Source organism: Streptomyces sp. M92 (assembly GCF_028473745.1).
Lineage (GTDB): Bacteria > Actinomycetota > Actinomycetes > Streptomycetales > Streptomycetaceae > Streptomyces.
In genome coordinates, this window is record NZ_CP101137.1 from 4,356,825 (window position 1) to 4,373,820 (window position 16,996).

15 protein-coding genes are annotated in these 16,996 nt (G+C 73.6%); 10 read left to right on the forward strand and 5 right to left on the reverse strand.

What is annotated here, in order from left to right; translation table 11 throughout:
* Positions 1–32 precede the first annotated feature (32 nt).
* The 7 genes from M6G08_RS19700 (at position 33) to M6G08_RS19730 (ending at position 10,311) form a co-directional block, all read left to right on the forward strand.
* Positions 33–1,001 carry an ABC transporter permease gene (locus tag M6G08_RS19700; protein ID WP_073730544.1) on the forward strand — a complete coding sequence of 323 codons (969 nt, stop codon included), beginning with the start codon at positions 33–35 and terminating at the stop codon, positions 999–1,001.
* Between the two features lie 5 nt (positions 1,002–1,006).
* Complete coding sequence (locus M6G08_RS19705) at positions 1,007–1,933, forward strand: ABC transporter permease (protein WP_272588476.1); 927 nt, start codon at positions 1,007–1,009, stop codon at positions 1,931–1,933.
* Positions 1,930–2,916, forward strand: a complete 987-nt coding sequence (locus M6G08_RS19710) for an ABC transporter ATP-binding protein (RefSeq protein ID WP_272588477.1) — start codon at positions 1,930–1,932, stop codon at positions 2,914–2,916. The genes M6G08_RS19705 and M6G08_RS19710 overlap by 4 nt, the downstream gene beginning before the upstream one ends.
* A complete protein-coding gene (locus M6G08_RS19715) occupies positions 2,909–3,568 on the forward strand; it encodes an ABC transporter ATP-binding protein (protein WP_272588478.1) in 660 nt (219 codons plus the stop codon). The genes M6G08_RS19710 and M6G08_RS19715 overlap by 8 nt, the downstream gene beginning before the upstream one ends.
* A 136-nt stretch (positions 3,569–3,704) precedes the next feature.
* Positions 3,705–5,291: an alkaline phosphatase D family protein gene (locus M6G08_RS19720; RefSeq protein ID WP_272588479.1), complete on the forward strand. Its 1,587-nt coding sequence runs from the start codon at positions 3,705–3,707 to the stop codon at positions 5,289–5,291.
* A 185-nt stretch (positions 5,292–5,476) separates the two neighbouring features.
* Positions 5,477–9,394 (forward strand): glycoside hydrolase family 2 TIM barrel-domain containing protein, encoded by a 3,918-nt coding sequence (locus tag M6G08_RS19725; protein WP_272588480.1) that lies wholly within the window; start codon positions 5,477–5,479, stop codon positions 9,392–9,394.
* A 38-nt stretch (positions 9,395–9,432) separates the two neighbouring features.
* A complete protein-coding gene (locus M6G08_RS19730; RefSeq protein ID WP_272588481.1) occupies positions 9,433–10,311 on the forward strand; it encodes a DUF72 domain-containing protein in 879 nt (292 codons plus the stop codon).
* Here the strand turns inward: M6G08_RS19730 and M6G08_RS19735 are convergent.
* On the reverse strand, positions 10,292–10,654 hold the full coding sequence (locus M6G08_RS19735) for an ArsR/SmtB family transcription factor (RefSeq protein WP_019328613.1): 363 nt from the start codon (positions 10,652–10,654) through the stop codon (positions 10,292–10,294). The two genes, M6G08_RS19730 and M6G08_RS19735, sit on opposite strands and share 20 nt — an antisense overlap.
* Before the next feature lie 56 nt (positions 10,655–10,710).
* On the opposite strand from M6G08_RS19735, the gene M6G08_RS19740 reads away from it, so the two are divergent.
* The 3 genes from M6G08_RS19740 to M6G08_RS19750 are packed head-to-tail and all read left to right on the forward strand — an operon-like array spanning position 10,711 to position 14,697.
* Positions 10,711–12,645: a heavy metal translocating P-type ATPase gene (locus tag M6G08_RS19740; protein WP_272588482.1), complete on the forward strand. Its 1,935-nt coding sequence runs from the start codon at positions 10,711–10,713 to the stop codon at positions 12,643–12,645.
* Between the two features lie 55 nt (positions 12,646–12,700).
* Positions 12,701–14,185 carry an AlkA N-terminal domain-containing protein gene (locus M6G08_RS19745; RefSeq protein ID WP_272588483.1) on the forward strand — a complete coding sequence of 495 codons (1,485 nt, stop codon included), beginning with the start codon at positions 12,701–12,703 and terminating at the stop codon, positions 14,183–14,185.
* Between the two features lie 29 nt (positions 14,186–14,214).
* The gene (locus M6G08_RS19750) at positions 14,215–14,697 is read left to right on the forward strand and encodes a methylated-DNA--[protein]-cysteine S-methyltransferase (protein ID WP_272588484.1); all 483 of its coding nucleotides are present in this window, start codon (positions 14,215–14,217) and stop codon (positions 14,695–14,697) included.
* Here M6G08_RS19750 and M6G08_RS19755 read toward each other — a convergent pair.
* From M6G08_RS19755 to M6G08_RS19770, 4 genes are all read right to left on the reverse strand, one after another.
* Positions 14,694–15,170 (reverse strand): SAM-dependent methyltransferase, encoded by a 477-nt coding sequence (locus M6G08_RS19755; protein WP_272588485.1) that lies wholly within the window; start codon positions 15,168–15,170, stop codon positions 14,694–14,696. The genes M6G08_RS19750 and M6G08_RS19755 overlap by 4 nt on opposite strands.
* 11 nt (positions 15,171–15,181) lie before the next feature.
* Positions 15,182–15,514, reverse strand: a complete 333-nt coding sequence (locus M6G08_RS19760) for a glyoxalase superfamily protein (protein WP_272591379.1) — start codon at positions 15,512–15,514, stop codon at positions 15,182–15,184.
* Positions 15,515–15,518: 4 nt separating this feature from the next.
* Positions 15,519–16,286 (reverse strand): SIR2 family NAD-dependent protein deacylase, encoded by a 768-nt coding sequence (locus M6G08_RS19765; RefSeq protein ID WP_272588486.1) that lies wholly within the window; start codon positions 16,284–16,286, stop codon positions 15,519–15,521.
* Between the two features lie 67 nt (positions 16,287–16,353).
* Positions 16,354–16,848, reverse strand: coding sequence for an NUDIX domain-containing protein (locus tag M6G08_RS19770; RefSeq protein WP_272588487.1), 495 nt, complete (start codon positions 16,846–16,848; stop codon positions 16,354–16,356).
* Positions 16,849–16,996: the final 148 nt, after the last annotated feature.

Genomic DNA, 16,996 nt, shown 5'->3' on the forward strand with positions numbered 1-16,996 from the left:
CCCGATCCCACCGGAGGCTCCCCTGGGGAGCGATGGCACGGCTGGCGGGGCGGCGGGCGCTGTTCGCCGTCCCCGCCGTCCTCGTCGTCACCTTCGGCGTCTTCGCCATCGCCGCCGCCTCCCCGTTCGACCCCGTCAAGGCGTACGCCGGTACCGCCGCGCTCCGCGCCGACCAGGAGACCCTGGACCGGCTGCGCGACAACCTCGGCGTGGACCAGTCGTTCGTCGTCCGCTGGTGGGACTGGCTGACCGCCGCCCTCACCGGCGACCTCGGCCACTCCCCGGTGATGCGGCAGCCGGTGGCCGAGGTGATCGGCGAGCGCCTCGTCTGGTCCGCCCTGCTGTGCGCCGTCGCCTTCGCCGTCGCCGTCCTGGCCGGCACGCTCCTCGGCGTGCTGGCCGCCCGCCGACCCGGCTCGATGCTCGACCGGGCGGTCACCTCCCTCGCGTACGTCCTGGAGGCGGCGCCGGTCTTCTGGATCGCGCTGCTCGCCGTCTGGCTGTTCGCCCTGCAGTGGGACGTCCTGCCGGCGGGCGGACTGACGGACACCGCCAGCGCACAGGTCACCCCGGGGCAGGTCGCGAGCCACCTCGTGCTGCCCGCCGGCGTGCTCGCCGTCTCGCAGCTGCCGTGGTTCACGCTGTACGTGCGCCAGGGCGTCGGCGACGCCCTCGCGGAGGACCCGGTGCGCGGCGCGCGGGCGCGCGGTATCGGCGAGGGCACCGTCCTGTTCGGGCACGCCCTGCGTTCGGGGCTGCTGCCGGTGCTCACCCTGATCGGCTCCCGCGTGCCCGAACTCATCACCGGGGCTCTGCTGGTGGAGACCGTCTTCAGCTGGCCGGGCATCGCCGCGGCCACCGTCGAGGCGGCGACCGCCGTCGACTTCCCGCTGCTGGCCGCCCTGACCGTGCTCGCCACCGCAGCCGTCCTCGCCGGCAACCTGCTCGCCGACCTGCTCTACGGACTGTTCGACCCGAGGGTGAAGCTCAGTGAAATGTGACTCCGATGGCTGACATCGCCGCGCAGAAGGCCGAGAAGGCGGAGAAGGCGGAGAAGGCCGGCAAGAGCCCCGGCACCGTGTGGCGCGCCCACGGCACCGACCGCCGCTCCACCCGCACCCTGCGCCTGCGCGTCTCCGCCGCCGTGCTGACCCTGACGGTCCTCGCGGTACTGCTCGTGCCGCCGCTGGTGCAGCTCGACCAGCAGGCCGTAGACCTGGCGGCCAAGCTCCAGGCGCCCAGCTGGGCCCACCCGTTCGGCACCGACGACGTGGGCCGGGACCTGCTGCTGCGCTGCGTCTACGGCCTGCGCGTCTCGCTCCTCGTCGGGGTCGCCGCGGCCCTGACGGCGACGGTCGTCGGAACCGCGGTGGGCGCCACTGCCGGGGCGCTGGGCGGCTGGGTCGACCGCGCCGTCATGCGCGTCGTCGACACCATCTCCTCCGTGCCCCACCTGCTGCTCGGCATCTTCATCGTCGCGATGTTCCGGCCGGGCGTGTGGCCCGTGGTGATCTCCGTGGCGCTCACCCACTGGCTGTCCACCGCGCGCATCGTCCGCGCCGAGGTGCTGTCCCTGCGCTCGCGCCCCTACGTCGACGCGGCCGTCTGCGGCGGCGCCTCCCGCTGGCGGGTGGCCGTACGGCACCTGCTGCCGGGCGTGCTGCCCCAGGCCGCGCTGGCCGCCGTACTGATGGTGCCGCACGCCATGTGGCACGAGTCGGCGCTGTCCTTCCTCGGCCTCGGCCTGCCCACGCACACCGCGAGCCTCGGCAACCTCATCCAGGAGGCGCGCGGTTCGCTGCTCGCCGGGCAGTGGTGGCCGACCCTCTTCCCGGGCCTGTTCCTCATCGTCCCCACCCTCGCCGTCGCCGGTCTCGCGGGCGCCTGGCGGGAGCGGATCAACCCCCGTCGCCGATCGGAGCTGATGCTGTGACCGAGCGAGCCCCCGTGCTGTCGGTGCGCGGTCTGTCGGTGCGCTTCCTGATGCCGGGCGGGCGGTCCGTCGCCGCCGTCACCGACGCGCACTTCGACGTGGCGGCCGGCGAGTGCCTGGCCCTGATCGGCGAGAGCGGCTGCGGCAAGTCGGTCCTCGCCTCCGCCCTGCTGGGCCTGCTGCCCGGCAACGCCCGGACCGCCGGCGCCGCCCACCTCGGCGCCCTCGACCTGCTCACCGCCGACGAGCGCACCTTCGCCCGCACCGTACGGGGCCGGCTCATCGGCCTGGTCCCGCAGAGTCCGGCCGCCCACCTCACCCCCGTACGCACCATCCGCTCCCAACTGGAGGAGACGGTCGCGGAACTCACCGACGTCCGCGGCCGCACCGCCCTGCGCGCCGCCGCCGAGACCGCCGCCGAGCGCGCCGCCTTCCCGGTGGACCACCTCGACCACCACCCGCACGAACTCTCCGGCGGCCTCGCCCAGCGTGCCGCCACCGCCCTGGCCCTCGTCGGCGACGCCCCGCTGCTGCTCGCCGACGAGCCGACCACCGGACTCGACCGGGACCTGGTGGACCGCACCGTCGACGAGCTGCGGCGGCATGTCGACAAGAAGACGGACGACCAGAGCCGTGCCCTGCTGGTGATCACCCACGACCTCGCCGCCGCCGAACGCATCGCCGACCGGATCGCCGTGATGTACGCGGGCCGCATCGTCGAACTCGCCGACGCCGCCGACTTCTTCGGCGCCCCCGGCCCCCGCCACCCCTACAGCCGGGGCCTGCTCGACGCCCTGCCCGACCGCGCCTTCACCCCCATCCCCGGCCTGCCGCCCGAGCTCGGTGCCCTCCCCGACGGCTGCGCCTTCGCCGCCCGCTGCGACCGCGCGACCGACGCCTGCACCGCCCTGCCGCCCCTGACCGCCACGGTCGCCTGCCACCACCCGCACGCCGCGCTCACGGAGGCCGTCGACCGTGCTTGAACTGAGCGCCATCACCGCCGGATACGCCGGGAACGCTCCCGTGTTCCGGGACGTCTCCCTGTCCGTCGAGCCGGGCGAGGCCGTCGGGCTGCTCGGCCCCAGCGGCTGCGGCAAGTCCACCCTCGCCCGCGTCGCGGCCCTGCTCCACCAGCCCCACTCCGGTGCCCTGGTGGTCGACGGCACCCCCGTGCGCCGCTGGCGCCACCGTGCTCCGCGTGCGCAGCGCACCGCCTTCGGCGTCGTCTTCCAGCAGGCGAGGCTCTCCGCCGACCCCCGTCTCGCGCTCACCGACCTGATCGCCGAGCCGCTGCGCGCCACCGGCCGGCGCGAGGAGGCCGCCGGCCGGGTCGCCGAACTCGCCGCCACCGTGGGGCTCACCGCCGACCTCCTCGGCAGGCGCCCGCACGAGGTCAGCGACGGCCAGTTGCAGCGCGCCTGTCTCGCCCGCGCCCTCGTGCTGCGCCCGCGCTGGCTGGTGTGCGACGAGATGACGGCGATGCTCGACGCCTCGACCACCGCCGCGCTGGTCCGCGTCGTGGAGGACTACCGTGCCGAGACCGGCGCGGGGCTGCTGACCGTCGGTCACGACCGCGTCCTCCTCGACCGCTGGTGCGACCGCACCGTCGAGTGGGGCACCCTGACGCACCCCTGACCCGCCCCCCTCGGGCCTGAATCCGAGCCTCCGCTCGACATGCATCGGTCAAGCGCGGTCCACGAACACAGCAGCCGGGGTTCACCCGGCGCCGTTTGCCTGGTTGTCGTCCGGCCGTCCGTTCACTGGAGGTTCGATGACCCCGCCGCGCACCAGCTCTCCGAACTCGCTGAAGAGAAGGGGCTTCCTCGGCATCGCCGGCGCCGGTGCGGTGCTGCTCGGCACCGGTGCCGCGCCCGTCGCTTCCGCCGCCCCGGGACGCGTCCCGGGCGACCCGTTCCAGCTCGGCGTCGCATCCGGCGACCCGCTCCCCGACGGCGTGGTGCTGTGGACCCGCCTCGCCCCCAAGCCCCTCGACGAGGACGGCGGCATGCCCCGGCGTCCCGTCGCCGTGCGCTGGGAGATCGCCCTCGACGAGCGCTTCCGGAAGGTCGTCCGGCGCGGTGTCGAGCACGCCGTGCCCGCCGAGGCGCACACCGTCCACGCCGACGTACGGGGCCTGCGCCCGCACCACGAGTACTACTACCGCTTCCGCGCCGGAAACGCGGTGTCGCCCGTCGGCCGCACCCGCACCGCCCCGGCCCCCGGCACCTCGCCCACGGTCGACTTCGCCTTCGCCTCCTGCGCCAACTGGGAGCAGGGCCACTTCACGGCGTACCGGCACATGGCCGAGGAACGCCCCGACGTGGTCTTCCACCTCGGCGACTACCTGTACGAGTACGCCGCCGGCGTCAACGGCAAGGTGCGCACCCACCACGGCGACGAGATGAACACCCTCGCCGAGTACCGCCAGCGCCACGCCCAGTACAAGACCGACCCCGACCTCAGGCTGCTGCACGCCACCGCGCCCTTCGTCGTCACCTGGGACGACCACGAGACCGACAACAACTACGCCGACCTGAGCCCCGAGAACAACGACGCCGGCCAGGGCAACGACACCACCGCCCACTTCGCCGCCCGCCGCCGGGCCGCCTACCAGGCCTACTGGGAGCACATGCCGCTGCGCCGCTTCCGCAAGCCGGTGGACACGGCGCTGCCGCTGTACCGGCGCCTGGAGTACGGGTCCACCGCGACCTTCAGCGTGCTGGACACCCGTCAGTACCGCACCGACCAGCCCTACGGCGACAAGTGGCAGGTCTCCGGCCCGGACCAGTGGGACCCCAAGGCCACCATCCTCGGCGACGAGCAGCACGCCTGGCTGGAGCGGAGCCTCGCCCGGTCCCGCTCCACCTGGAACGTGGTCCCGCAGCAGATCTACTTCGCCAACTGGGACGCCGTCGCCGGTCCGGACGACGGCGGCTACAACGACGGCTGGGACGGCTACCGGGCCTCCCGCGACCGGATCCTCGGCTACGTCGAGGAGCGCCGCGTCGACAACTTCGTGGTCCTCACCGGGGACGTGCACAACAACTGGACCAACGACCTGCGCCGCGACTTCGAGCGCCCCGAGACCCGGCTGCTGGGCAGCGAGTTCGTCACCACGTCGATCACCTCGGGCGGCGACGGCTCGGCCACCCACGACCCCGGCCAGGTGTACTGGGACGAGAACCCGCACACCAAGTACTACAGCAGCCGCCGGGGCTACGTCCGCTGCTCCGTCTCCAAGCGGCAGTACACGGCCGACTACCGCGTGGTCGACTACGTCACCCGGCCCGGCGCCCCGGTCCGCACCGACAAGTCGTTCGTGATCGAGGCGGGCGTGCCCGGCGTCCGGGAGGCCTGAGCGACGCCCCTCCATCAGGAACCAACAAAGTCCGACGGGGTAATTGATTCGGTTGTGTTCGGGTTCTAGGGTGTGCCTGACCCAGTAGTCGCTGCGTCACCGGCAGTTGTGAACCTTCCCCACGTCAACTGCTGTCCCAGCACCGTGCGTTGAGCCGCCCCCGAAGCCCACGGAAGGCCACGGTCATGCCGCACTCGCCCGTGTCACCCGCCGGACTCCCGGCCCCCCGCCCCCGGCCGCTCGTCAGCCGCCGCCGCCTCCTGGAGGGCGGTGCCGCCGTCCTCGGCGCGCTCGCCCTCACCGGAAACCCCGTCGCCACGCAGGCGGCCGGCCGGCGGGCGGCGGCCGAAGGGGCCCCGGAGTGGAACGACTTCGGTGTCTTCCGGGTCGGCACCGAGCCGCCGCACACGACCCTCATGCCGTACGCGGACGTGAAGCAGGCCCTCGCCGCCGACCGCACCGACTCGCCGTACCGGCTCAGCCTCGACGGCACGTGGAAGTTCGCCTACGCCGACCGCCCCGAGGACCGGGACGCCGACTTCCACCGCACCGACCTGGACGACGGCGACTGGGGGACCATCCCCGTGCCGTCCGTCTGGCAGCTGCACGGCCACGACTACCCGATCTACCTCAACATCACCTACCCGTACTGGGGCCCCAACGGTCGCGGCGAGGACCCGCGGCCGCCCGCCGCACCGACCCGCTACAGCCCGGTCGGCCAGTACCGGCGCACGTTCACCGTGCCCCGCGGCTGGCAGGGCCGCCGCACGTTCCTCCACTTCGAGGGCGTCAAGTCCGCCCACTACGTGTGGATCAACGGCGAGCTGGCCGGCTACGACGAGGACTCGTTCACCCCGTCCGAGTACGACATCACCGACCACCTGAGGCCCGGCCCCAACCAGATCGCCGTGGAGGTCTACCGGTACGCCGACGGCGACTGGCTGGAGGACCAGGACATGATCCGGCTGAGCGGCATCTTCCGCTCGGTCCACCTCTACTCCACCCCGGCCGTGCACCTGCGCGACTTCAAGCTGGACACCCCGCTGAACGACACGTACACGGCCGCCGAGCTGGCGGTCACCGCGAGCGTGCGGGCGTACGGCGACGCGGCGAAGGACGCCGGCCGGTACACCGTCGAGACCCAGCTGTACGACGCCCGCGGGCACGCCGTCTGGTCCCGGCCGCTGGAGCAGCCCGCCGACCTCACCGGGGCGGGCGTCGGCCAGGACGTCACCGTACGGGCGGCGAAGGCCGTACCGGAGCCGAAGCTGTGGTCGGCGGAGCACCCGCACCTCTACACGGCCGTCCTGCGCCTGCGCGACCCGGCCGGCAAGGTGGTCGAGACCCTGTCCCACCGGGTCGGCATCCGCGAGTTCGCCCTGAAGGACGGGCTGATGCGGATCAACGGCAAACCCGTCTCCTTGCGCGGCACCAACCGCCACGAGATGCACCCGGACCACGGCATCGCGCTCACCCGCGAGGACATGGTCGAGGACATCGGGATCATCAAGCGGCTGAACATGAACAGCGTCCGCACCTCGCACTACCCGGACAACCCGCTGTGGTACGAACTCGCCGACGAGTACGGCCTCTACCTCGTCGACGAGACCAACCTGGAGACCCACGGCATCCGCGACGAGTACCCCGGCGACCACCCCGAGTGGACCAAGGCCTGCGTGGCCCGCGCCCAGAACATGGTCCACCGGGACAAGAACCACGCCTCGGTCGTCGTCTGGTCGCTGGGCAACGAGGCGGGCGGCGGCTCCACCTTCACCGCCATGCACGACTGGATCCGCTCCTACGACCCCACCCGCGTCATCCAGTACGAGGGCGACGACCGCCCGGGCGTCAGCGACATCCGCTCCGAGATGTACGACTCCCCGCAGCGCGTCGAGCAGCGGGCCAGGGACACCTCCGACACGCGGCCGTACGTGATGATCGAGTACGCCCACGCGATGGGGAACTCCAACGGCAACTTCAAGAAGTACTGGGACGTCGTGCGCTCGTACGACGTGCTCCAGGGCGGCTGGATCTGGGACTTCGTCGACCAGTCGCTGACCTGGCCCGTCCCGCGGCGCACCCTGCTGACCGAGGAGGGGCCCGCCGGGCTGCGCGGTGAGATCCTCGCCGCATCCGGCACCTTCGAGCGCGGCAAGGGCCTGTCCGGCGGCACGGTCTTCGCCCGCGACGCGAGCCTGGACCTCACCGGCTCACTGACCCTGGAGGCCTGGGCCACCCCGCACTTCACCGGCTACCACCAGCCGATCATCGCCAAGGGCGACACCCAGTACGCCCTGAAGCAGAACGGCCGCACCCTGGAGTTCTTCATCCACTCCGGAGGTCAGTGGATCACCGCCACGTGGACCGTGCCCGAGGACTGGACCGGCCGCGAGCACCACATCGCGGGCGTCTTCGACGCGGACGCCGGCAGCCTGACCCTGTACGTGGACGGCGAGCGCCGGGCGAGCCGCACCACCGACCGGCGGCCGGCCACCAACACGGCCTCCCTCTCCCTCGCCACCGACTCGGACAACCAGGTCCGCGAGTTCAGCGGCACCATCCGCCGGGCCCGCGTCTACGCCCGCGCGCTGACCGCCGGCGAACTGGCCGACACGGACCGGGAGTCCGACGACGACGGGGTGCGGTTCTGGTTCGACGCGGAGACCGTCGAGGTCGAGAGGGAGCGGACGAAGGAGAGGAACTTCTTCGCCTACGGCGGCGACTGGGGCGACAACCCCAACGACGGCAACTTCGTCGCCGACGGCGTCGTCCTCGCCGACCGCGGCCACACCGGCAAGGCCGCCGAGGTCAAGCGCGTCTACCAGGCGGTAGGCGTCGAGAAGCGGTCCGGCGGCGCGGGCGCGGTCACCCTCGTCAACGAGTACCTGTTCACCAGCCTCCGCGAGTTCGACGGCCACTGGGCACTCGTCGCCGACGGCAAAGCGGTGCGGCGCGGACGGCTCACCCGGGACCAGCTGGACGTGGAGCCGCTGTCCCGCAAGGACATCACCGTCCCCGTACGGCTGCCGGGCGACCCGGCGCCGGGCACCGAGTACTTCCTGGAGCTGTCCTTCACCACCAAGGACGACAGTCCCTGGGCGAAGGCGGGTTTCGAGGTCGCCCGGCAGCAGCTCGCCCTCGACCCGGACGTCCCCGCCGTGACCCCCGTGCCCCTGGGCCGGGTGCCGTCCCTGCGCCACCGGGAGCGCGACGACGAGGTGAAGGTCGACGGCCGCGACTTCTCGGTCACCGTCGACAAGCGCACCGGCACCATCACCGCCTACGAGGCGCACGGCAGGCGGCTGATCACCTCCGGACCGGTGCCGAACTTCTGGCGGGCGCCCACCGACAACGACCGCGGCAACGGCCAGCACACCCGCAACCAGACCTGGCGCGACGCGGGTGCCCGGCGCGAGGTCACGGACGTCACCGTGCGGGACCTGGACGGGCGGGCCGTCGAGATCAAGGTCGGCGGGACCCTGCCCACCACGGTGGAGTCGGCGTACACCACCACGTACACGGTGTTCGGCAACGGCGAGATCAAGGTCGACAACACCCTGCACCCCGGCGCGGCGAACCTGCCCTACATCCCCGAGGTCGGGACGATGCTGTTCCTGCCGCGCGGCCTGGACCGGATGCACTGGTACGGCCGCGGGCCCGAGGAGAATCACTGGGACCGCAACACCGGGACCGACGTCGGTCTCCACTCCGGAACCGTCGCCGAGCAGTGGACGCCCTACATCCGCCCGCAGGAGAACGGAAACAAGACCGACGTCCGCTGGGTCGCCCTCACCGACCGCCACGGCGTGGGCCTGCTCGCCTCCGGTGAGCCGCTGCTGGAGGTCAACGCCTCGCACTTCACCCCGGAGGACCTGTCCGGCGGGGCGCGGCACGACTACCAGCTCACGCCGAGGTACGCGGTCGTACTGCGGCTCAGCCACCGTCAGATGGGGGTGGGCGGTGACAACAGCTGGGGCGCGCACACGCACGACGAGTTCAAGCTCTTCGCCGACCGGGACTACTCCTACACCTACCGGCTGCGCCCGCTGAGGGACGTCAAGGAGGCGATGGCGGCCTCGCGGCGGCCCACGGCTGCCGAGTAGCGGTTCCGTCGGCCCAGGGCCCGGGTAACCGGGCCCTCATGGGTGACGTACTGGTCGGAGCGTGTTCCTGGACGGACCGGCAACTGGTCGCGAGCGGCTGGTACCCGCGCGGACGGCGGGACGCCGAGGGGCGGTTGCGGCACTACGCCTCACGGCTGCCCGTCGTCGAGGTGGACGCCGGGTACTACGCGCTGCCGAGCCGGCGCAACAGTGAACTGTGGCTGGAGCGCACCCCCGACGGCTTCCGCTTCGACGTCAAGGCCTTCTCCCTGCTGACCGGTCACCCGACCCGCCCCGAGGCGCTCCCCGCCGACCTGCGCGGGGCCGACAGGGGCGGGCTGCGGCGCGGGCAGGCGGGTGACGGCCTGCTGGACGAGGTGTGGGGACGGTTCGCCGAAGCGGTCGAGCCGCTGCGCAAGGAGGGGCGGCTCGGCACCGTGCTGTTCCAGTTCCCGCCGTGGTTCGCACCAGGTGCCCCGGCCGAGGCGGTGCTCGAAGCGTGCGCCGGGCGCACGGAGGGCTGGCCGATCGCCGTGGAGTTCCGGCACCCCGGGTGGTGGGAGGCGGAACGGGCGGACACCACCCACGCCCTGCTGTCCGCGCTGGGTGCCTCGGCCGTCGGCACCGACATGGCCCAGGGGCTGCCGTCGTCGCTGCCGCCCGTCGTGCCGGTCACCCGGCGGTCCCTCGCCGTGGTCCGCTTCCACGGGCGCAGCCCGGCGTGGGGGAGGGGGAGCAAGGAGGACCGCTTCCGGTACGACTACTCCGCCACCGAACTGGGCGCCCGGGTGCCCCGCCTGCGACGCGCCGCCGAACAGACCGACGAGCTGCACGTGCTCTTCAACAACTGCTGCGCCGACGCCGCCGTGCGCGCGGCCGAGACCGTGCGGGAGCTGCTCACTCCGCCGCGTCGCTGATCCCCAGCCGCAGGTGCTCCACGTGGTACACGGCCTGGTCGAGCAGCCCGGCGACATGGTCGTCGTGCAGCGCGTACACCACCGAACGGCCGCGCCGCTCACCCACCACCAGGCCGAGGTTGCGCAGCAGGCGCAGCTGGTGCGAGCAGGCCGACTGCTCCATCCCGACCTCGGCCGCCAACTCGGTGGCGGGCAGCGGGCCTTCGCGCAGGCGGGCCAGGATCAGCAGCCGGGAGGGGGTGGACAGGGCCTGGAGCGTGGTGGCGACCTTGGCGACGTTGTCCGCGTCCAGGCGCACGCGTGCGGCGGCGTCCTGCGCGGTGGTGGCGGCTCCGTGACCCATGCGCTCATCCTACTCACCTCACATGAACGCATGAATGAGTCTTCATCTGTTCCTGTATGGTGTGCCGCGTGTCCACCACGCTCGCCCCCGCATCCGTCCCCGCGCCCGTCAGCCGGGCGCCCCGCCGCCGCACCCGCGTCCTCGCCCTGCCCGAGGCCCGCTGGGCGCTCGTCTCGCTCGTCGCGTTCCTGCTCGCCCTGCCCCTCGACCTCGGCGGCGCCTCCGCCTGGACGTACGGCCCGCTGTACGCGGTCGCCTACGCCGCCGGCGGCTGGGAGCCCGCCCTGGAGGGCCTGCGGGCGCTGCGCGAGAAGACCCTGGACGTAGATCTGCTGATGATCGTCGCGGCACTCGGCGCGGCCTCCATCGGACAGGTCCTCGACGGCGCCCTGCTGATCGTCATCTTCGCCACCTCCGGCGCCCTGGAAGCCCTGGCCACCGCCCGCACCGCCGACTCCGTGCGCGGCCTGCTCGACCTCGCGCCCACCACCGCGACCCGGGTGACCGGCGACCGCGAGGAGACCGTCCCCACCGCCGGTCTCGCCGTCGGCGACGTCCTCCTGGTCCGGCCGGGGGAGCGGATCGGTGCCGACGGCACGGTCCTCGGCGGCGAGGGCGAAGTCGACCAGGCCAACATCACCGGCGAGTCCGTCCCCGTCCACAAGCGCCCCGGCGACGACGTCTTCGCCGGCACCCTCAACGGCACCGGTTCCCTGCGCGTCCGCGTCGACCGCGACCCCGCCGACTCGGTCATCGCCCGCGTCGTCACCCTCGTCGAGGAGGCGTCCCGCACCAAGGCGCCGACCCAGCTGTTCATCGAGAAGATCGAGCAGCGCTACGCGGTCGGCATCGTCGTCGCCACCCTCGCGGTCTTCGGCATCCCGCTCGCCTTCGGCGCCGACCTCACGGACGCCCTGCTGCGCGCCATGACCTTCATGATCGTCGCCTCCCCCTGCGCGGTCGTCCTCGCGACCATGCCGCCCCTGCTCTCCGCCATCGCCAACGCCGGCCGGCACGGCGTCCTGGTGAAGTCGGCGGTCGCCATGGAACGCCTCGGCGAGACCGACGCCGCCGCCCTCGACAAGACCGGCACCCTCACCGAGGGCACCCCCGAGGTCACCGCCGTACGCCCGCTGCCCGGCACCGGCCTGGACGAGGACGCCCTGCTCGCCCTCGCCGCGGCTGCCGAGCACCCCAGCGAGCACCCGCTGGCCCGCGCGATCGTGGCCGCCGCCCGCGCCCGGGACCTGCGCATCGCCCCCGCCGAGGACTTCGCGGCGACTCCGGGCCGAGGCGTCACCGCCGTCGTCGACGGCCACGAGGTGCACGTCGGCCGCGCCGAGGCCCCCGAGGGCGCCGAGACCACCGTCCGGGTCACCCGCGACGGCACCCCCGTCGGCACCCTCGCCCTCACCGACCGTCTGCGCGCCGACGCCCCCGGGGCCACCGCCGCCCTCACCGCCCTCACCGGCACCCCTCCCACCCTCCTCACCGGCGACAACGCGCCCGCCGCTGCCCGCGTCGCCGACGCGACCGGCATCACCGACGTCCGCGCCGGCCTGCTGCCCGAGGACAAGGTCGAGGCCGTACGGGACCTGGAGCGGACCGGCCGCAGGGTGCTCTTCGTCGGCGACGGCGTCAACGACGCGCCCGCCCTCGCCGCCGCGCACGCCGGTGTCGCCATGGGCCGGGCCGGCTCCGACCTCGCCCTGGAGACGGCGGACGCGGTCGTGGTGCGGGACGAGCTGGCGGCCGTACCCGCCGTGGTCGACCTCTCCCGGCGCGCGCGGAGACTGGTCGTCCAGAACCTGGCCATCGCCGGTACGTTCATCACCGTCCTCGTCCTGTGGGACCTGATCGGACACCTCCCGCTGCCGCTCGGCGTCGCCGGCCACGAGGGATCGACCGTGCTGGTCGGACTGAACGGGCTGCGGCTGCTGCGCGAGTCGGCCTGGCGGCCGAGGCGATCCGCAGGAGCCCAGGGAGCGTGACGTTCATGTCGGATTCCCGCCAGCCGTCACCCGGCCGGCGGGCCATCCTGGAGGCATGCAGACGGGAATGCACACCGACACCGAGCGCTGCGTGCGCGCCGTGCAGTCGAAGGACGCGCGGTTCGACGGCTGGTTCTTCACCGCCGTACTGACGACCCGCATCTACTGCCGGCCCAGCTGCCCGGTGGTGCCGCCCAAGCCCGCGAACATGACCTTCTACCGGAGCGCGGCGGCCTGCCAGCAGGCCGGGTTCCGGGCGTGCAAGCGCTGCCGCCCGGACACCAGCCCCGGCTCCCCGGAGTGGAACGAGCGCGCCGACCTCACCGCCCGCGCCATGCGCCTGATCGCCGACGGTGTCGTGGACCGCGAGGGCGTGCCCGGCCTCGCCGCCCGCCTCGGCTACAGCACCCGCCAGGTCGAACGCCAGCTCCTGGCCGAACTGGGCGCGGGCCCGCTCGCCCTCGCCCGCGCCCAGCGCGCCCAGAGCGCCCGGCTGCTCGTCGAGACCACCGCGCTGCCGATGGCGGACATCGCCTTCGCGGCGGGCTTCTCCTCCGTCCGCGCCTTCAACGACACGGTCCGCGAGGTCTACGCCCTCTCCCCGAGCGAACTGCGCACCCGCGCTCCGAAGAACCGAGCGGCGGACCACGCGCCCGGCACGCTGGCCCTCCGCCTCCCCTTCCGCACCCCCCTCAACCCCGACAACCTCTTCGGCCACCTCGCCGCCACCGCCGTACCCGGCGTGGAGGAGTGGAGGGACGGCGCGTACCGGCGCACCCTGCGCCTCCCGTACGGTCACGGCATCGTGGCCCTCACTCCGACCCCCGACCACATCGCCTGCCGCCTCACCCTCAGCGACCCGCGCGACCTGACCGTCGCCGTCAGCCGCTGCCGCCGCCTGCTCGACCTCGACGCCGACCCGACGGCCATCGACGGCCGGCTGCGCGCCGACCCGCTGCTCGCACCGCTCGTCGACAAGGCCCCCGGACGGCGCGTGCCGCGCACGGTCGACGAGGCCGAGTTCGCCGTACGGGCCGTCCTCGGCCAGCAGGTCTCCACCGCCGCCGCCCGCACCCACGCCGCCCGCCTGGTCACCGCTCACGGCGACCCGGTCGACGACCCCGAGGGCGGCCTGACTCACCTCTTCCCGTCCCCTGCGGCGCTGGCCTCGGTGGACCCCGGGACCCTGGCCATGCCCCGCACCCGCCGCACGACCCTCACCACCCTCGTCTCCCACCTGGCCGACGGCTCGCTCAGCCTGGGCGTCGAGACCGACTGGGCCGAGACCCGCGCCCGGCTCCTCGCCCTGCCCGGCTTCGGCCCCTGGACCGCCGACGTCATCGCCATGCGCGCGCTCGGCGACCCCGACGCCTTCCTCCCCACCGACCTCGGCATCCGCCGCGCCGCCGGCGAACTCGGCCTGCCCTCCACGCCGGCGGCGCTCACCGCCCGCGCGGCCGCATGGCGGCCCTGGCGGGCGTACGCCGTCCAGTACCTGTGGGCGACTGACGACCACCCGATCAACTTCCTGCCCGTGTAAGCCGCCGCGAGCCCGTACGAGGAACCGACGTGAAACAGCACACCGTGATCGACAGCCCCTACGGAGCCCTCACCCTCGTCGCCGAGGACGGCGTCCTGTGCGGGCTCTACATGACCGACCAGCGCCACCGACCACCGGAGGAGACCTTCGGGACGGCCGACGACGGTCCGTTCGCGCGGGTGGAGGAGCAACTGACGGCGTACTTCGCCGGCGAACTGAAGGACTTCACCCTCGACCTGCGCCTGAACGGCACCCCGTTCCAGCGCACGGTCTGGGACCAGCTCCGGAAGATCCCCTACGGCGAGACCCGCACCTACGGCGAACTCGCCGACGCCCTCGGCAACCCGGCCGCCTCCCGCGCGGTGGGCCTCGCCAACGGCCGCAACCCGATCGGCATCATCGTCCCCTGCCACCGCGTCATCGGCGCGAGCGGCGGCCTGACCGGCTACGGCGGCGGCCTGGAACGCAAGCGGCGGCTGCTGGACTTCGAACGGGGAACGGCGCTGTTCTAGCCACCAGGCGCCCCGAGGGTTCCGTCCGGCTCGGTGGGCGGGCGGGGCCGGACGGCGATCTCCCGCAGCAGGTCCCCGCCGTCGACGAACAGCCGGCCGCCCGGCGCCAGCGCCGCGGCGACCCGCTGCAGCACCCGCCGTCCGGCCTCCGGGTGACGGCCGTCGAGCGCCCCGACGCGGACGGCGAACACCAGGCCGAACGACCCCTCGCCGGGCTCCCGCACGAAGTCCTCCGCCACGACGCACCGCACGCTCGTCCGGCCCGAGGCGATCTCCCGGGCCGACCCGGCCACCGCCTGCGCGACCGCCCGCGCCGAACGGTCGACGGCAAGGACGTGCCCCGACACCAGCCGCGCGGCGACGGCCCGCGCGGCGGCCCCCGGCCCGCACCCGATCTCCAGCACCCGCGCCCTGGGCGTCAGCGGCAGCGCGTCCACGACCGCCGCGAGACGGGGCGAGAGCTCGGACGGCACGGCCGGTCACCTCACCCGCTCGGGGTGCCGACGCGGAGGCGGTTGCCGTCCGGGTCGCGCAACTCGACCTCGCGCGCCCAGGGCGCCTCCTCGACCCGCACGCCGAACTCGGCGGCGACCGCGTCGACGTCGGTCACCCGCAGGTACACCAGCGTGTCCGGCCGGGCGTCCCCGGCGTGCTCCGACAGGAACAGCCGCACCCGCCCGCGTGCCACCTCCACGAAGGCGGGCAGCCCCGGTTCGAAGCGGTGCTCCCACTGCGCGGCGAAGCCCAGCCGCGCGTACCAGCGCACGGCCGCGGCGGCGTCGGCCACGCGCAGGACCGGGATCGCCTCCTCGTCCACGTGATCAGTCACCCGTCCCGTCCCGCTCTTCCGTCCCGCCCTCTCCCGGAACCAGCCCGCGCAGCAGCGCGGGCAGGGCGGTGCCGATGGGCTCCCGGACGACCTCGTCCGCGAGGTCGTCGTACGGCGTCGGCTCGGCGTTGACGACGATCAGCCGCGCACCGTGGTCGGCGGCCACACCGGCCAGCCCGGCGGCGGGCTGGACCTGGAGGCTGGTGCCGACGGCGACGAACACCTGGCAGGCCTTGGTGATGGCGACCGCCTCGCCGAGCACCACCGGGTCGAGACGCTCGCCGAACATCACGGTCGCCGGCTTCAGGATGCCGCCGCACTCCAGGCACGGAGGATCGTCCTCGCCCGCGTCGAGGCGGGCCAGCGCGTCCGCCATCGACCCCCGCACGTGGCAGCGGGTGCACACGCAGCTGAGCGCGGTGCCGTGCAGTTCCAGCACCTTGCGGGCGGGCAGCCCGGCGAGCTGGTGCAGCCCGTCCACGTTCTGCGTGATCACCCGCACCGGTACCCCGGACCGTTCCAGTTCGGCCACCGCGCGGTGCGCGGCGTTCGGCTCGGCCCGCAGCGCCCCGGACTCCCGCCGCATCCGCCAGGAGCGGCGCCGGATCTCCGGATCGCCCATGTAGTACTCGTACGTGACGAGCTTCTCGGCCTCCGGGTCGCTCCGCCACAGCCCCTTGGGGCCGCGGTAGTCAGGGATGCCGGAGTCGGTCGAGACGCCGGCACCGCTGAGGATGGCGACGAGGGGCTTGCCGGTCATGCGGTCGAGGGTAGGGCGCCAGGGTCCGGCGGGCGAGCGGATTCTTCCGGCACGGTGCGCGGCGCCGTCACACGTCGACCCGGCGGCCGTTCTCCAGCTCGGCCGTGCCCGCCCCCTTGGCCAGTACGTCCAGTGCGGCGAGGACCCGGCCGTGCAGGGACCCGAACAGGTGGTCGCCCAGCTCCTCGCGCGGCACCAGCCGCCAGGACAGCAGCTCCTCCTCCTGCAACCGGATCGCCTTGAGGTCGTCGTCGGTCAGGACACCGCCGTCGTACAGGTACGCCACGATCGGCGGCCGGTCCGGGCCGTGCGACCAGTCCACCACGAGCAGCCGTCCGAGCCGGACGTCCAGCCCGATCTCCTCGGCGGTCTCGCGCCGCGCGCCCTGTCGCGGTGTCTCCCCGTCCTCCGACTCGATCGTCCCGCCGGGCAGCGTCCAGCCCTCGCGGTAGTTCGGCTCGACGAGCAGCACCCGGCCCCCGGCGTCCCGGAAGACCGCGGCGGCACCGGCGAGGACGCGGGGGAGGCCGGCGATGTAGGCGGCGTAGTCAGGAGTGGTCATCGGTGAAGGGTAACGAGCCGTTCCATGTGGTGGGCGGGGCATGACGGCACGGGTCTCCTCCGGTTAAGGTCGCAGCGGCGCGACTGCCTTGACGTGCGCAAGGCTCGGAGAGCAAGGGGAGATCAAGGTGGCTGACGCTGCAGTGGAC